Raw genomic sequence first — 16,256 nt, forward strand, 5'->3', positions numbered from 1 at the left:
GTGATAAATATATTATCCATGTAAGGATAGCACCCAAGCCAAAGATGCCAATGGTTTCAATTCAACATTAAAACGGCCAACACCGTTCTCAATATTGAGCACTTGTTGCGCTATGCCTTCAATCTGCTCATCAAGTAAGTAATTGCCATCAACTCGTTTGAGTTTTTGAATGACGTCATGTGAAATCTCTATTTGAATACTTTCTGTGGCGTGCTGGCTGAAATTTACCGCAACGATGGTGAGTTCTTGGTCGTTATAGCGTAGGAAGGCGTATACCGAATCGCTTAAGTTATTGCTCTGGTGTAAGTCTCGGTAGTCACCCGTCATCGATGAATGCGCTAGCGAAAAATTCATTACCTTTCTGTAGAAGCATCGGAGCTGTTTTTCGCTATCGTTCAGTAACCCGCCATCAAATGCACCGTGGTTCATCCATTTTTGGTGCTGTGGGACGCCGATGTAGTCAAAGATGGATGTACGCGAGGGTTGTCCAAAGCCTGCATTGTCCGCCCCCGGTTCTCCAACTTCTTGCCCAAAGTAGATCATGGTTGGAGAACTGCTCAATAACGCGCTGACTAGCATCGCAGGCTTTGCGACATGTGGATTGCCAACAAACTCGGGAGAAGCGATGCGCTGCTCATCATGATTGTCCAAGAAGTGCAGCATGTGGTGCTCAATGTCCATCAGTCGATGTTGGATCTCAGGGATGATGGCTGTTGAAGCTTTGCCCTGCATGATGGCTTTGAGGCCGTCGTATAGGTCAACCTTGTCATATAAGTAGTCCATTTTGCCTAGGTGAATATAGTCTCGGTATAAGTCTGGCTGATACACCTCTGCCATTAGCAAAGCCTCCGGGGTGTGCATCTTTATCGAGGCGTTAAGGTAGCTCCAAAACTCGACAGGCACCATTTCAGCCATGTCGTAGCGAAAGCCGTCAACGCCTTTGGCTAACCAGAATAAGGCGATGTCTCGGAATTTAACCCAAGAGTTAGGTACCGTTACTGATTCCCAGAAATGATAATGATCGCGGTAATCACGCTGGGCATAGTTTTTGGGTAGCTCAGGAAAGTCTTTTGTGCCGTCAGGGCGTACACCGTAATTTATTTTCACGGTTTCATACCAATCGTCGAAATCCGGTTTCGCTAAGCGTGAGCCGTTTCCTGTCCATTTGGCGGGCACTTCGATAAACGGTGAACGTAGGTTAGGGTGCGACTCACCACCAAGCGGTGTAAAAGCTGGCTCTATCTCCGGCAGTTCAAAGGTGCTGTTGGGGATGTAGTAGAAGTTATTGTCTTTGTGGTATGCCTGCGTAGTGTCATCGTGAGTCCCAAAGTCACTGACGCCTTCAGGATTATTTAACCCTATATAATGACGTGCAACGTGGTTAGGAACGATATCGATGATCACTTTTAAGCCGTTGTTGTGGCTTCTTTTGATTAATGCCTCAAACTCTTCTACACCTTGCTCAGGATGATCGGCGAGATCTGGGTTGACGGAGTAGTAATCTTTAACCGCATAAGGTGAGCCTGCGCGGCCTTTCACTACGCTCGGATGATCGTCTGAGATCCCGATGTGTTTGTAATCATTGATGACGGCGTGATGTGGCACTCCGGTATACCAAATATGAGTCATGCCGAGTTTGCGGATTTCAGACAGCGCTTTGTCGGTAAAGTCACTGAACTTGCCGACGCCATTTTGCTCGATTGTGCCCCATGGAATAGGTTGGGTGTTTTTATTGCCAAATAAACGCGTAAAAACTTGGTAGATGGCGTATTTTTGGTTGTACATATTTATAATTCCTTTAACTTCCATCCTGTTATGTCAGGATGAAAGGGCTGGTGTATTTTTGGCAGGCTAACTGAATTGCAATATGCTTTACTCATCCTTATTCAAATTTTCAGGGCGTAATTGCTACAGTATGTGAGCTGTTACTCAAAAGGAGTCGACGTTGTCTTCATCTATTCAAATCGTTATCACTTATTTGGTTCTGGTGGCGGGATCTATGTTGTTTGCTGAAAGTTCTAAAACGCTGCTGGTGTGGTATCTCGTTATTGGTGTGGTAACGTTTTTGGTGTACGCAAAGGATAAGCGAGCCGCGATCAAAGGCAATTGGCGTGTGCCAGAGAAAACCCTGCATATTTTTTCTGTTGTTGGTGGTTGGCTAGGGGCGCTGATCGCTCAAGATACGTTGCGACATAAAACGCAGAAGCAGCCGTTCAGAGCTATCTATTGGGTGACAGTGGTAGTCAATGTTGCAGCGTTTGTATGGACCTTAACACCGAGTGGGCAGGTGATGTTTGGTCGTTGGGTGAGTGATATGATTGGGTATTTTTAACGAATGTGATGGCCAGTATTTGTCTACTCGCCATCAATCGGTAATATGGGTCGGTTAGAGCATCGGAATCGTTGATGCTAGAAGCAAGCACGCCATACCGTAGTTGAAGCTTTTGATGCGGATGGGGGTTGTTAACCAGTGTTGCAGCTGTTTACCTGCCGCCGTCCAGAAGGTCACTGACGGTAAGTTCGCGAGCGTGAAGATACCTGCGATGATCGCAAGCTCCCACCACGAACTGCCGCTGCTATAAACGGAGAACGCAGTCAGCGCCATCGACCAACCTTTCGGATTCACCCACTGAAAACTTGCAGCGCCGATGAAGGTCATTGGCTTGTAAGCCTCGGTGCTTTTGGCTTTGCCACTCATGGCTATCTTGATTGCAAGGTACACGAGGTAAGCAAGGCTCAGGTATTTCAGTATTTGGTGCGTCACTGGGTAAGCATTGAAAACACCCATCAAGCCGAAACCAACCAGCAGCAACATGGCTGCAAACCCAAGTGCAATACCTAACATGTGTGGAATGGTTCGGGCAAAGCCAACGTTTGCACCTGATGTCATGAGCATGATGTTATTTGGACCCGGTGTGAAGGTCGAGACAAACGCAAATAAGGCAAGTGCGCTAAGTTGTTCTAAAGGCATAATGGTTCTCCAGCAATAAAATGAACGAAGTGACTGACCGATCATGACTTTCACGTGTTGAGAAACATAGTAGGTGGAAAATGAGGCAATTATGTGCTTTTATTTCATCTATTATCACTAAATGCACAATAATAAGTACTTATGGATAGATTTGACGAAAGGATATTGCAAGAGCTTAAATTGGACGGCAGAATCTCCAATATTGAGCTTTCAGAACGGATTGGTTTGTCGGCTTCAGCAACCCTAAGGCGAGTACAAGATCTCGAGCGCAAAGGTATTATTCAAGGCTACCGTGCAGTTTTGGATAACGGGTTGATGGGTGTCGGTTTTATTGCTTATGTTTCGATTGGTTTATCGAGCCACAGTAAAGCCGCCCAGTTGGAGTTTGAACAACACGTTAGCATGGAAAAAGAGGTGGTGGAGTGCCACAACATTACCGGTGCCAACGAGTACTTGCTCAGGGGCGAAACCAAAGACCTACCAAGCTATAAGAAGTTTCATGCCGATGTCCTTGGGGAATGTGCTCAGGTTCAATCCATCACGACCATGGTTGTGATGGATACCCCCAAAGACGAACGCTAGTCGAGTTTAATTTCTGGAGAGGCACAGTGCCAAATACCAATCAGTTGTTGTTGTTCTTAGATGTGGTTCAACAAGGGTCGTTTACCAAAGCAGCCACCTTGCATGATATGGACAATTCGTCGCTCTCTAAACAGATCAAAAAACTCGAGCAGGATTTAGGTGTACAGCTGCTCAACCGTTCTACACGTTCGTTTTCTTTGACGTCGGCAGGGGAAGATATTCTCGCGCAAACTTATGTGTTGAAAGACACCATCAATCAGATACAAGGCATAGCCGATTCTTACCAGTCCGAGCCCCAAGGCGTGCTGAGAATTACCTCACCAATCTATTTTGGTCAACAATATCTGCAACCTATTATCACTCAGTTCATGAGGCAGTACCCGGATGTTCAGATCGTACTTTCATTAGACGATAAGATCACCAATATCATTGCTGGGCAGTTTGATATTGCGTTTCGCTTCAGTAAGCTTGTTGAATCCAACTTGATTGCCAAGAAAATTGCCGACAGTAACTTCATGCTCGTGGCATCAAACGGTTTTGTGAAGGAGCACGGTGAACCCAAAACGCCGCAAGATCTGCTCGCGCTGCCTGCGGTGATTTATACCAATGGCGATATGACGGTCGACCATCTACGCATCAGTGAAGAGCCGCATGGCAACACCTTCCAGAGCCTAACGATTCGAGGCAACTGTAAGGTGAGTGATGTGCGTACCATGGTGTCTTGTGTGAAAGATGGCTTAGGGTATGGCTTCCTTGATCAATCGAATTTGTATGCCTCAATGAAAGAGCTCGGCTTAGTCACCTTACTTCCGGATTACCCGATTTCTACGACGGATACTGCCATCTACGCGGTGTATCCACACCGCAAGCAGACCAAACTGGTTAAAGAATTCATTACTACGGTTCAAGGTTATATCGGTTCTCCAACCATTTGGGAGAAGATGCAGCAAGGTTAGTTGTTTTTCTAATCGTTCAAACATAAAAAAGGAGCCAGAACGTCGAACGGTCTGGCTCCTTTTTATTCCTCCGGCTATAGCTAATTTACAATGTAAAGCTTAACTATAGCTGGCGCGAACGGCTCATGCTCACTAATACCTATCAATGCTCATGAATCACTTCTTTACCACTCGGATAAGCTTTGGAACCCAGCACATCACCGTCGACTTCTTTACCATAGTAGCCTTGGTGGTTGTGATAACGCTTAGTATTACCTGCAACATCACCTTTGTATCGTGGGTCTTGTGGGCGTTCATGACTATTCACAAATGCAGCCACATCCCAAGCATCTTGAATCGAAAGCTGCTGGCTCTTTCCAAGCGGCATGTTTTCATAGATAAAGTAGGCAGCGGTGTTCACGCGGTGCATACCCGCGCCCCAGTTATACGCGTTTTCGCCCCACAGTGGTGGGAAGTATGAACGGCCGTCTGATCCTTTAATGCCTTCACCATTTTGACCATGGCAGGTTTGACAACTGGTTTGGTAAACCTTTTCGCCACGCGCTATCGATTGCTCTTGTTCAGGGTTTGCAATCTTAGGGTAGCCACGGCCGGCCAGTTTACTGCGGTCATCGATTGGGTATTTGCTTAACAGCTCTTCAGGGAGAGGGAAGCTTTCCGCTTTACCACCGACTTGTAAGTCAGCATCGCTGATCTCAGGAACAGGCGTGTCTTGCATGCCGTTCTTATCTAAGATTCCGCCCATCGCCAGCCAGTATGAATACGCCGTCAGTGCGACCATCTCTTTTGAACCCTCAGCCGGTGGCAGACCATTCATTGAGTAGGTGAAGCAACCTTGGATACGCTCTGCGTAGCTGTTTACTTTGTCGTTCTTGGAACGATACGCAGGGTAGGCCATATACGCACCCCAAAGAGGGGCAGCGTTAGGCTTCATGCCTGCTTGCATGTGGCAATTTACGCAGTTTTGCTCGTTGCCGACGAACGTACCACGCATCTGTTGTGAATCGACAAACAGGGAATAGCCCAGTTTTACTTTGTCGCCAAACTCCCCATCAGGAATATCGACCAAGTCGCGTGGCACCAGATATTTATTATCTTGTGGTTTTTCAACAGCGGGCAGTTCGGTTTGGCGATCGGGCAACTCACCTTCGGCATAAGCGATTCCAGAGGCAAGGGTTGCGGTAATTAGAAGTAATGTTTTCATGCGAGCCCTTTAGTATCGGAAAGATGCGAAGTAGTAAGAGAGGTTTTTTATCTCATCGTCGGTTAACTTGCTGGCGATATTGCCCATCATGTTTAAATCATCACCCTTACGAGTGCCGTTTTTCCAAGCGTTGAGCTGAGTCTGAATGTAGTCGGCATGCTGGCTCGCTAGGCGTGGGAATTTGTCGACACCCATACCACTTGGCCCATGACAGGTTGCACAAGCAGGAATGTTTCGATCCCAATCACCTTGGAAGACAAGTTTACGATACGGGTTATCGATATCGGCTTGTGAGCCGCGTTGTTCTAAATCGGTGAAGTCGTATGAAGGTAGTGAAGCGAAGTATTCAGCAACTTCCCGACGAATCGCAGGATCAGAGACACCATCAGCCATGCCCTTCATGATCGCGCTTTGACGCTCACCACTTGAGAACAGAACAAGCTGTTGTTCGAGGTAATCAGCATTGAGCCCTGCAAGCATAGGGGCGATATCGGGCATGCCTTTCCCGTCGGCTTGGTGGCAGCCACTGCAGGTTTCTGCAGCTTCTGGCATTGGATTGGGTGCTGCTTGTGCAAAACCGGATAAAGAAAGGCTTCCTAGAGCAGCGATGCAAAGCGTTAGAGTTTGAGTTTTTATGTTCAGCTTAATCATGAGGCGTCGCTATTGGTTGTAATGCACGCATTTTCGACATAATTGGTTGTTCGCGCTATTGTGGATTTCCACATTAATTCACTGGGAACTTGAGGTAAGTCTCACATTAATAACCTCAATCACCATGGTGGTATTGATGTGGATTTCGATAGGTGAATCCAACTGCCGTTAACGAAGTGCAAGGGAACTGCCATGTTCGCCTCGGTGTGACTGCTTGTTAAGGCTCTTTATGGCACCGATTGTATAAGCATAGACGCTTAATGGGGCTAGGTGAGAAACTTGCAGGGAAGTGATGTGAAGAATTGATGCTTTGGCGTTGAATAGCTTAAAAAAAGCAGAGCAACCTCGAATGACGAAGTTGCTCTACTGTGCCCGGTCTTGATTTGACTGAAATAGGGGAGCTGTTAACGCCTAGACTTTGTAGATCTTAGCCGGAAGCGCTTGCCTTGCTGCTGCACCCACAACCCAATCCAACATCACACCTTTGCCTTCTCGCGTTGGGTCAATCAAGCCAATATCATTAATGTTAACGCCATCGTTTGACTTCATTTTCACGGGTTGTTGTGTGTCACCGATCCAGTGTGCACGCTCACCGAGTTCTTTATGACCAAAGCCGTGTTCAAAGCCTAATGTGCCCGGTTTGATGCCATCGATCACCATTGCCAATGCATGTGTGGTTGAGCTCGGAGTTTCAATGGCAAACACGTCACCGGTTTTGATTCCCGCAGAAGAAGCGTCTTGCGGGTGGATGTAAACTGGATTTACCCCTTTGATGGATTTTAAGCGTGGTGACAAATTCGATACCGCACTGTGAATGTTGGACTTAAAGTTGGTTAGCGTAAATGGCCACTCTTTTGCTGGGAATTGCTCAGCCAAAGGTGTGCCGTCTGCCAGTTTTTGTGGGTACCATGTCGGGCAACCCATATATTGCTCGCCACTGATGGTATTGCGAGAGGTTCCCAGCTTTTCATTCCAAATAGCCAGTGGCTTGGTCCATTTGTACTTCATGGTTTCATTGGTGTAGGCATTGGTGGCGTCTTCAAAACGGCCGCCACGCGCAAAGATATACGCTACCTTGAGCATCTCTTCAGGCTTGAGCGTTTTGTTCATCACTGGCACTAGGCGTTCGAGACCAGACCAAACAATATCTTCCGCATCGACGTTCGGTACGCCACCTTTGACGAAGGCTAAGTTTGCCGCCGATCGTAGGTAGAAATCTTCAGCGCTATGAATACCATGCCAGTTGCCTTGATTGTCTTTGATTACGTTGTCGCCGAAGCCTCCTAGGCCAAGCGTTTTCGCCACATCAATAAAGAAGTTCTCTAGGTTGATGGCTCGTCCGTCTTGAGTGCGGGAGGTTTTAGGCTCAACAATCGGCCAGCGAGCGGTGATCGCTTTGGTCGCGACACCATGCCACGGAGTTGCCATGCCCCAGCTTTCGTAGGTCACCGTGTCTGGTACGAGGTAATCCGATAAGGCTGTCGTTTCATTAATGAAGGCATCGATAGAGACGATCAAGCCAAGCTGTTTTGGGTCCTTAAGCTTCTCGCCTAATAGGTTGTCTAAACCCGGAACACCATAAAGTGGGTTCGCCATGTGGTTGATCCATGCCTTTGCTCGGTAAGGATAGCCATCAATCGCAGCTGATAAGTGCTCAGTTAAAAGCGGTGCTGAGATTGGGTACCAAGGCGCGCGCGTTGGGTAGGGTGGTTGACCTGCCGCAACACGACGCTTGTATTCACTGGTCTTGTGATATGGGAACTTGCTGCGAGACAAGAACACGCCTTGAGGCTTAGTCTTACCTTTGAACTTAGTAAAATCGTAGCGAGGGCCTGCAACTGAAGTTGGGTAGCCGCCGGCTTTCGCCATCGCACCGCCTTTCATATTGATGTTACCGATCAGCGCGTTCAGCATCAAAATAGAGAACGAGTTGTAGAAGCCGTTGGTGTGCATGTTGCCACCGTGTGTATCGACAACCGCTTTCGTCCCGTAGCTCGTAAAGCGTTTTGCGAGCGCAATAATTTGGTCTTGTGGGATGTCACACTGCTCACTGTAGTAAGCAAGGTCATATTTGAAGGCTTCGTCTTTTAATCTTTGTAGAGAAGATTTAACACGAACAGTCTGGCCATCGATCTCTATGTCTTGATCAACGAATAGTTCCGCTTCATCCACCTGAATATTTGCTGTGAATTGTGACGTTGTTGTATCCAAGACGATAAAGGCATCTTCGTCAGACAGTGGTTCGCCCATTTCGAGTAAACCCATATCCGAAGCACGAAGCATACGCCCATTTTGCGGGTGTGTTTCGTCACTGATCACAAGGTGTGAAGCGTTACACCAGTGTGCAGTGCCTGCATTTTGCATCGCCTGTGCACTTGGACGAGACAAGAAGTCATGATTGTAGCGTTGGTTTTTAATGATCCATTGGATCATACCCAGTACCAATGCTGAATCGGTGCCCGGTTTGATCGGTAGCCAATTGTTGCGATCACCTGCTGCAAGGCTTGAAGAACCTGCTGGAAGGCTTGGTGTGACGATGGTGTAGCTGAGTTTTCCGTTGGTACGAGCCTCAGCCAGTTGTCGTGCTTGGCGCTTAAACGGGTTACCCGCTTGTGCTGGAGACATACCGATGAATAGAATGAACTCGGCGTTATTAAAGTCGGGCTTTAAGTGCGAGAACTTATCTAAGTCATTCATGATCGCGCCAGAACCTGCGCGGAACGCGTAGCCACAGTAAGATCCGTGGTGACCAAAGTTGCGTGTGCCGTAACTGTTAAATGCAAAGCGCTTCAAAATGTCGTCACGGCCTTCATTTCCGGCATTAGTCACCAATAACTGGTTGGCTTTTGGACCGTATTCAGGGTTGTTTGGATCGAGTGGTGTTTCGATATCGCGAATCGAACGTAAACCCTCAACTTCGCCTTCACCGAACAAGTCGCCCCCCTCGGTGATCTCAGAGATAAGTTGCTCGTAGCTGATTGGCTCCCACTTGCCTTCACCACGCTTACCGACGCGTTTCAGTGGCTGAGTGATTCGGTATGGGCTGTTTTGAATCTCTAGCATGCCATTACCACGGGCGCAGGCGGTCGAGCGATTATTGATACCGGATTCACCAGACAAGCCAATGTAGGCATCTTTTACCGGTGTTTTGAACGGGATCTGCTGGTCACTTGATAGCGGGTGATATGGGTTACCTGAAATACGCAAGATCTCGTCATTGCGATTGTCGATGCGTACACGTAAGCCACACAGTGTCCAGCAACCAAAACACATTGAGGGTGCCACGCGTTGGTTTGGATTTGGTGAGATCTTACCTTGCTCATCGACACTGTATTCGGTCTCTAACGAATTACCGTGGTGGATGTGGTTGGTTTTCTTACCTGCGGTGCCGTCGATAGCACCGTGAACGATATGCTTTGTGGTTGTCGCATAACCTGCAGCAAAGGCGCCCACACCACCAGCAGCAAGACCTGTTTTCAAAAATTGACGACGTTTGTTATCCATGGTGATTCCTCAGACTACAAGCTATGTGAGCGGTTAAGTGGTGATGATGTGTTTTGAGCTGATATCGTTTTCGGCCCCGAACGAGTAGACACGATTTCAGAGGCGAACAACGCAAGTGCTAGCCACAGACCACACATGCCAACGATGCCGAGTAATCCTGCGCTACCCATAGGCAGTTCATAAGGGAATGGGCCTACATCAAAACGTGGAATGGTTTGAACTTCCATCATGGTGACCCAGCGTACCGCCCATGCTGAAACCATGGTTGCAAGCGCAACAGCGATAATTCCTAGCTTACTTTGTGATAGGCGTTGCAGTGGCAGAACTAAGATCATGCACAGTAAAATGCTGGTGGTCATGATGCCCAAATTGACGCTCCAAGCGTCGTTCTCATACAGATTCAAGTGATCATGGTTAGATGCCCAAATCGACATGAGAATGATGGCAAGGCCACCCGTTAAGGTAATGGTTCTTTGTACTAGAGCGAGGTCTGTTGGTTTTAAGCTTGGCTTGGTGGATGGCAACAAAGCCCAAATCAATAGGGTTAAACCCGTTGCAGCAAAGAACGCGGTCGTGAACCAAAGCAGCGGAGAAGCCGGTTGATGCCAAAGCGGTCGGCTCGCCAAAATCGCAATCTCGGCGCCTGTATAAAGCGCGATGCTTAGGCCTGATAACGCAGTTGCAGCGGCTAATGCAATCATCACTTTTTTCGATATCTGCCAATGGCCCAGTGTTAACCAAGACAGGCGTTTTAGCAGTGGGTTTTCACTCTCTTTGAGCTGTGCGATGTCATCACGCAGGTAAACCCATGCGGTTGTAACAGCTAACCCAGAGAACAAAGGTAGAAACAGAGATCCTAACGACATCCATGACCAAGGTGTGATGTGAGCGTAGAAATGCCACGCACGTCCCGGTTGGTGCAAATCACCAGTTAAAGCTAATGGCCCAACAATCGCGCCGATGGCCAGCACAAGCACAAGGGCTGAACGGAATTGATGGCTGGTTGAATTTTTGAATATCAGGGCAATCAAAAACAGAATCGCAGCCGCGTACGCTGAGCCGATGTAGAAGAAATACTGAACTGCCCACGGTAGCCAAGCGATCTCTTGAGCGGGAACTAACACCTCAGTGATATTCATGCTGTCTCTCCTTGTTTTCCTAGTGTTGCGATGGCTGAATCTTGTTTGCCAAAGGACGAGTTATCAATGGCGGCTGGATCATAAATCGCAGGCTGACCTTCTATATGGCTAACGAAACGCGCGTTCATGCCGATATAGAAAACATGTGGATTGGTATTTTGCTCTGGCTTCAGTACTTTGATGTCGTCTTGGTTTTCATTGAGTAAGCGGTTGATCTCACTGTTTGGATCTTTAAGGTCACCAATCACACGCGCGCCACCAACACAGGTTTCAACACAAGCGGGCAGTAAGCCGTCTTCAAGGCGGTGTGCACAGAAGGTACATTTGTCAGCGGTAAGGGTGTCGTTATTGATGAATCGAGCGTCGTAAGGACAAGCTTGAATACAGTAAGCACAGGCTACGCAGCGTTCGTTGTCGACCATCACAATGCCGTCTTCACGTTGGAAGGTCGCTTGAACAGGACAAACCTTGATGCAGGGAGCGTTATCACAGTGATTGCACAGGCGAGGCAACATGAACGATTTTACGTTTTGTTGAGCGATTGAACCATCATCAAGGGAGACTTCATATTGTTTTACGGTGGTTCTGAACTGACCAATCGGCGCTTGGTTTTCAACGCTACAGCCAACTGTACACGCCTGACAGCCAACGCATTTACGTAAATCAACCGCCATGGCGTAGCGTTTACCGACTTCGCCTTTGCGGTCAGGTTGGTTGTTATTGCGAATGGCGGTGCTTGCGACTGCAGTGTTGATTCCGGTGATGGGAATGAGCGCAGCACCCGCGGAAACCTTGCCGAACTGGCTGAGAAACCGTCTTTTCAATGAGTCCATGTTGTTACCTATAAATGGGTATTCTATCTATTGGGCTCATTGTTAGCTTTTGGGTGTACGCTGGGTATTGTGGATTTCCACATACCCAGATCAAAGTTGATCTAGAACAAATGTGGTTTTATCAATCTAGCTGTTATGCTTTGTGTAAACGCGCTATTTAACGTGTCGTCAATGCTGTTATTTGAGTGTACATGCCGTCAGTGTGGAGAAAGAGATTTTAGTGACAGTCCGAAACCTAATATTAATCGTTAGCCTCTGGTGGTTGAGCCTAACCGCAGGAATCTGTTTAGCCGCTCAAACGGAGCAAGAGGTTAAAGCGACCAGTGCTGTTGAGTCGGAACAGGTTATTGAGGTCGGTGTACTGGCTATCCGAGGCAAGCGTTCCGCACAGCAGCGTTGGCAGCCGACGATGGATTGGCTGTCGGAGCGCATTCCCGGAAAACACTTTGTCTTGAAACCTTTCAACTTGGAAGAGATGGCCGAAGCGGTAAAAGGTGTTGAGGTCGACTTTGTCATCACCAATCCGGGTCAGGCGGTACGATTAGGTCGTCAATATGACCTCTCTTGGATGGCGACCATGACTAGCCATAATTTCGAAGATCGAAGCATCAGCAATACCCGAAGTATTGGCTCTGCCTTGGTGGTGAGGAGAATGTCACCTTATATCTCGCTCGAACAATTAAGCGGTAAGCCGATTGCGGCCGTCTCTGAAAATGCATTCGGTGGCTATCTAACAATGCGTTATCAAGTGATGCAACAAGGGCTTAATCCCAACCGCTTTTTCTCTAACACCCAATTTTTGGGCTTCCCGATCGACGCCAGTTTGTATCAACTGCGTGAGGGGCATATCGAAGCGGCGGTGGTTCCAGTTTGTTTAGTCGAGAACATGATCAGTGAAGGTTTATTGATCGCGGGGCAATATCGAGTTATCGACAACCAAGCGCCTAAGGGGTTCCGATGCCAAGTGTCTACGCCGTTGTACCCCAATTGGTCGTTTGCCAAAACAGAACGGGCTTCTTCGGCACTGGCCAAACAGATGAGTCAGGTGTTATTTGCGATGCCTAAGAGCAGTGCGCCCGCCATTGCAGCGAATGCATCGGGTTGGACGTCACCGACAAGCCTGCTTCCGATCGATAAACTTTATCAACAACTCGACATGCACCCACTGCAACAACCTTGGTGGAAAGAAGCGCTAATTTGGCTTAAGTTCAATCAACAGTGGGCATGGGCGTTCTTTATTCTGGTGGTGCTATTGAATGCTTACCACTTCTGGTTAGAGTATAAATTTAGCCGCAGTAAAAAGCAGTTGGAATCCACCTTACACCAGTTAAAAAGCAAGAGTGAACAGCTAGAGCATTCTCAACGTATCGCGGTCGTTGGTGAACTTGGAAGTAGCTTAGCACACGAGATCAATCAGCCTTTGGCAGCGATTCGTAACTATAGCGAAGGTGGTTTACTGCGGATTTCGAAGAACAAGCCACTGACAGATATAGAGCCTGTGTTCGAGAAGATTCAGTCTCAAGTGGATCGTGCTGATGCGATTATTCAACGCTTGAGAAACATGATAAAGAAACGCTCATCAAAGAAATCTCAAACGGATATCGAGCAGTTACTAACAGACACCATTGAGCTGCTGCAATTTCGCTTACAGAAGCACAAGATAATCATGGAACGTCATGCTGTTGGGCATCCTATCCAATGGTATGTCGATTCTGTGGGGTTGCAGCAGGTGATAGTAAACTTGATCAACAACGCGACCGATGCGTGTAACGTACAACAGCATCGCCAACAAAGCGCCATGTCTGATATTGATAACAAAAATAGTCAACCCGCGACAATTAAAGTGATTACCGAGTATCAACCGGATAAAATGATGTTGTCGATTATCGATAACGGCACGGGGTTAGAATTCACTGAACAAGAAGTGACTCAAGCTTTTGTGAGCAGCAAAGAAAACGGCTTGGGGTTAGGGCTCGCGATTTGCCAAGATGTGATAGAAGATCACAGTGGGCAAATGGCCATCAAGTCACTGAACCCGCATGGCTGTCATGTTGCGGTGACACTGCCTTTCTCTCTTTCAAATGATTCATAAGGAATCTTGTTATGTCTGAACGCCATCAAAGGCTTCCTGTCTACGTGGTTGATGACGATGAGTCGATGCGCGACTCGTTGGTGTTCCTATTAGAAGAACATGATTTCACCGTGTCAGCTTTTGAAGATGGCCTGAGTTTTTTGGATTCAGTGGATTTGAGTGTGCCGGGGTGTGTGGTGTTAGACAGCCGAATGCCAGAGATGAGAGGCCAGCAAGTTCATGAGTTAATGGTGAAAGCGCAGAGCCCACTGTCGGTGATTTACCTGACAGGCCATGGTGATGTGCCAATGGCGGTCGAAGCCTTACAAGCCGGCGCGGTGAATTTCTTTCAAAAGCCAGTTAAAGGTCGCGAGTTAGCTGAGGCAATCAAGCAAGGGTTAAAGGCTTCGGAAAAGCGCCTACATCTGAACGTGTACCGACAAGCATATGCATCGTTGACCACACGTGAGATAGATATTCTTAAGCAGATCATAGATGGCAAGCGTAACCAAAAGATCGCCGATGAATTATGCATTGCAATGAGAACAGTGGAAGTACACCGAGCCAGTTTGATGAAGAAATTCTCGGCTAAAACGGTCGCTGAGCTTGCTTATGTATATGGTCAATTGACGTAACGATAGTCGGGCGATATTCCTGATAGGAAAACACCGATGTGACTGCTGACTTCTAGGGGGCTGATAAAAGGAACGCTTCATGATTTGTCGGTATTGAAGCAAGATCACACCGTCTATGAGTTGCTGCCCCTAGGCGACTTATCGCAATGTAATCTTGAGATACTGAACGACGGTCATTTTAGGACGGAACGCATTCATCACGGCGCTTCTCCTTGTTATTCGAAACACAACATTCACTAAGGGTTGAACATTCTCTCTGCGTTGAGTCTGGTATCAGCCGAATTAGGTTAAAATATTTTATGAGTACAATGGGAATTGCAATTAGTGCCGCGGCTCTTTCGTTAATACTTGTGGCGGTTTGGCTAGTTTCTTTATCGCTAAAAAAGCAGCGCTTGGAACAAGAACGTAAAGCGCGGGCCGACAGTTATCGAAAAGCGATTGAAAAAGCGCGTATTCAAGAGCAAAAAGAACGCCACTTTAAAGCTGAAACCGGACATGTACCGTCGATTCTGTATTTAGCAAAAGAAGCTGAACGTAACAATATTAAGGAAGCTCTGTATTGGTACGACAAAGCGGCACAACTCGATAATATCAATGGTATGTATGGCATTGTGCGCCTGAGTATGAAACGCCAAGATGATCTCGTACTTAGAGAAAAAGCCTGTTTTTGGAAGATTGCGATATCGGCATTGGATAACGATTTGGGTGCGAAGTTTGAGATGGGTAAAGCGCTGGTGCTTGGCCTTGGTACCGATAAAAACATCCTGAAAGGGTATACCTACATTGAAGAATCTGCGATTGGTGGCAATACCGAAGCGATGCTCTATATGGGGGAATGGTGCTTAAACAAAGAAAATCCGGACTATTCAGCTGAAAGTTCAGTTGAGTGGTACCATAAAGCCGCGAAAAATAACAACCTAAATGGCAACATAAAACTGGGTATGAGTTATTTAAACGGTGTTGGTGTTGAGGCTAATCACGGTGAAGCGGTGTATTGGTTTGAAACGGCCGCTGAAAAAAATAATGCAGAAGCGATGTTTTTAGCGGGCGAAGCTTGGATAGATCATGGCGAACAGGGTAATACTATTGCCTATATCTGGCTGTTTTTATCAGCTCATTTTGGTTACACCGATGCCAAACCATTGCGAGACAAAGTCGGCGGCGTACTTGGTGTGGAGACGATAGTAGGATTACAAGCTCTGACTAAGCCAATAATGAATAAGTTGACTCAAGGAGCCATCACTAAACACTCGATCATTAAAGCATTCAACAAGCTCTATAAGCGTCATGTTCCTATTCCCAAGAAGGAGTGTGACATTTCAGATGAAAATTGTGATGAATTCAGTGTCGAGAGCCATGGTCTAAACCGATCATCGGCGAGTGAGCCTGATTCGAAATTCGATTACAGTCAGCTGGCGAGAGCTAGCCAAGAGAGTGATACGACAAAGCAAGACAACACCCCAGAGACAAATTCAGCGGATAAGCCGACAAATGTGAACCGTGGTGCTTTGGACTTTAGTCAGGCGACGGTTGAACCCAGTTGGAAAAATAACCACTAATATCGGGTTAGATTATTGATAAATAGTATGCGCCCCATAATCCCACGGGGCGTTTTAATTTCAGTGTGAGACGTTCCAAGGCAGAAGAGAGTTAATATCAGGCTCTGGCTTTGCCAGTTCTTTCATACATTTGACCATGTAATCGTAGAGT

Annotated in this window: 13 protein-coding genes; 6 read left to right on the top strand and 7 right to left on the bottom strand. The window is 47.2% G+C overall.

Annotation, left to right across the window (positions count from 1 at the left end; translation table 11 throughout):
* Nucleotides 1-12: 12 nt before the first annotated feature.
* Nucleotides 13-1,785 carry an alpha-amylase family protein gene (locus tag L4B77_RS17110; RefSeq protein WP_372040556.1) on the bottom strand — a complete coding sequence of 591 codons (1,773 nt, stop codon included), beginning with the start codon at nucleotides 1,783-1,785 and terminating at the stop codon, nucleotides 13-15.
* Between the two features lie 214 nt (nucleotides 1,786-1,999).
* Between L4B77_RS17110 and L4B77_RS17115 the strand changes: the two genes are divergently transcribed.
* The gene (locus tag L4B77_RS17115) at nucleotides 2,000-2,332 is read left to right on the top strand and encodes a DUF1294 domain-containing protein (protein WP_429751922.1); all 333 of its coding nucleotides are present in this window, start codon (nucleotides 2,000-2,002) and stop codon (nucleotides 2,330-2,332) included.
* 54 nt (nucleotides 2,333-2,386) lie between these two features.
* Here the strand turns inward: L4B77_RS17115 and L4B77_RS17120 are convergent, their stop codons facing one another.
* Nucleotides 2,387-2,971, bottom strand: coding sequence for a LysE family translocator (locus L4B77_RS17120; RefSeq protein WP_261840587.1), 585 nt, complete (start codon nucleotides 2,969-2,971; stop codon nucleotides 2,387-2,389).
* A 141-nt stretch (nucleotides 2,972-3,112) separates the two neighbouring features.
* Between L4B77_RS17120 and L4B77_RS17125 the strand changes: the two genes are divergently transcribed.
* Both L4B77_RS17125 and L4B77_RS17130 read left to right on the top strand, forming a co-directional pair.
* Entirely contained in the window at nucleotides 3,113-3,553 is a 441-nt protein-coding gene (locus L4B77_RS17125) for an Lrp/AsnC family transcriptional regulator (RefSeq protein WP_429751911.1), read from the top strand.
* A 26-nt stretch (nucleotides 3,554-3,579) separates the two neighbouring features.
* Entirely contained in the window at nucleotides 3,580-4,509 is a 930-nt protein-coding gene (locus L4B77_RS17130) for a LysR family transcriptional regulator (RefSeq protein ID WP_372040557.1), read from the top strand.
* A 142-nt stretch (nucleotides 4,510-4,651) separates the two neighbouring features.
* Here the strand turns inward: L4B77_RS17130 and L4B77_RS17135 are convergent, their stop codons facing one another.
* The 5 genes from L4B77_RS17135 to dsrO all read right to left on the bottom strand — a co-directional run bounded on the left by L4B77_RS17135 (nucleotide 4,652) and on the right by dsrO (nucleotide 11,840).
* Nucleotides 4,652-5,713, bottom strand: coding sequence for a c-type cytochrome (locus tag L4B77_RS17135; protein ID WP_429751913.1), 1,062 nt, complete (start codon nucleotides 5,711-5,713; stop codon nucleotides 4,652-4,654).
* A 9-nt stretch (nucleotides 5,714-5,722) separates the two neighbouring features.
* A complete protein-coding gene (locus L4B77_RS17140) occupies nucleotides 5,723-6,364 on the bottom strand; it encodes a c-type cytochrome (protein WP_429751915.1) in 642 nt (213 codons plus the stop codon).
* Nucleotides 6,365-6,775: 411 nt separating this feature from the next.
* Complete coding sequence (locus tag L4B77_RS17145) at nucleotides 6,776-9,868, bottom strand: tetrathionate reductase subunit A (RefSeq protein WP_429751917.1); 3,093 nt, start codon at nucleotides 9,866-9,868, stop codon at nucleotides 6,776-6,778.
* Between the two features lie 14 nt (nucleotides 9,869-9,882).
* Nucleotides 9,883-11,007 (bottom strand): NrfD/PsrC family molybdoenzyme membrane anchor subunit, encoded by a 1,125-nt coding sequence (nrfD, locus tag L4B77_RS17150; protein ID WP_261840593.1) that lies wholly within the window; start codon nucleotides 11,005-11,007, stop codon nucleotides 9,883-9,885.
* The gene (gene dsrO / locus L4B77_RS17155) at nucleotides 11,004-11,840 is read right to left on the bottom strand and encodes a sulfate reduction electron transfer complex DsrMKJOP subunit DsrO (RefSeq protein WP_429751919.1); all 837 of its coding nucleotides are present in this window, start codon (nucleotides 11,838-11,840) and stop codon (nucleotides 11,004-11,006) included. Before dsrO ends, nrfD begins: the two co-directional genes overlap by 4 nt.
* A 220-nt stretch (nucleotides 11,841-12,060) precedes the next feature.
* Here dsrO and L4B77_RS17160 point away from each other — a divergent pair, with 220 nt between their 5' ends.
* From L4B77_RS17160 to L4B77_RS17170, 3 genes are all read left to right on the top strand, one after another.
* Nucleotides 12,061-13,932, top strand: a complete 1,872-nt coding sequence (locus tag L4B77_RS17160) for a sensor histidine kinase (protein ID WP_372093980.1) — start codon at nucleotides 12,061-12,063, stop codon at nucleotides 13,930-13,932.
* 11 nt (nucleotides 13,933-13,943) lie between these two features.
* Nucleotides 13,944-14,546 carry a response regulator transcription factor gene (locus tag L4B77_RS17165; protein WP_261840596.1) on the top strand — a complete coding sequence of 201 codons (603 nt, stop codon included), beginning with the start codon at nucleotides 13,944-13,946 and terminating at the stop codon, nucleotides 14,544-14,546.
* A gap of 308 nt (nucleotides 14,547-14,854) precedes the next feature.
* A complete protein-coding gene (locus tag L4B77_RS17170; protein ID WP_429751924.1) occupies nucleotides 14,855-16,105 on the top strand; it encodes a tetratricopeptide repeat protein in 1,251 nt (416 codons plus the stop codon).
* Nucleotides 16,106-16,256: the final 151 nt, after the last annotated feature.

The sequence above is a fragment of the Vibrio minamisatsumaniensis genome (assembly GCF_050337445.1).
Lineage (GTDB): Bacteria > Pseudomonadota > Gammaproteobacteria > Enterobacterales > Vibrionaceae > Vibrio > Vibrio artabrorum.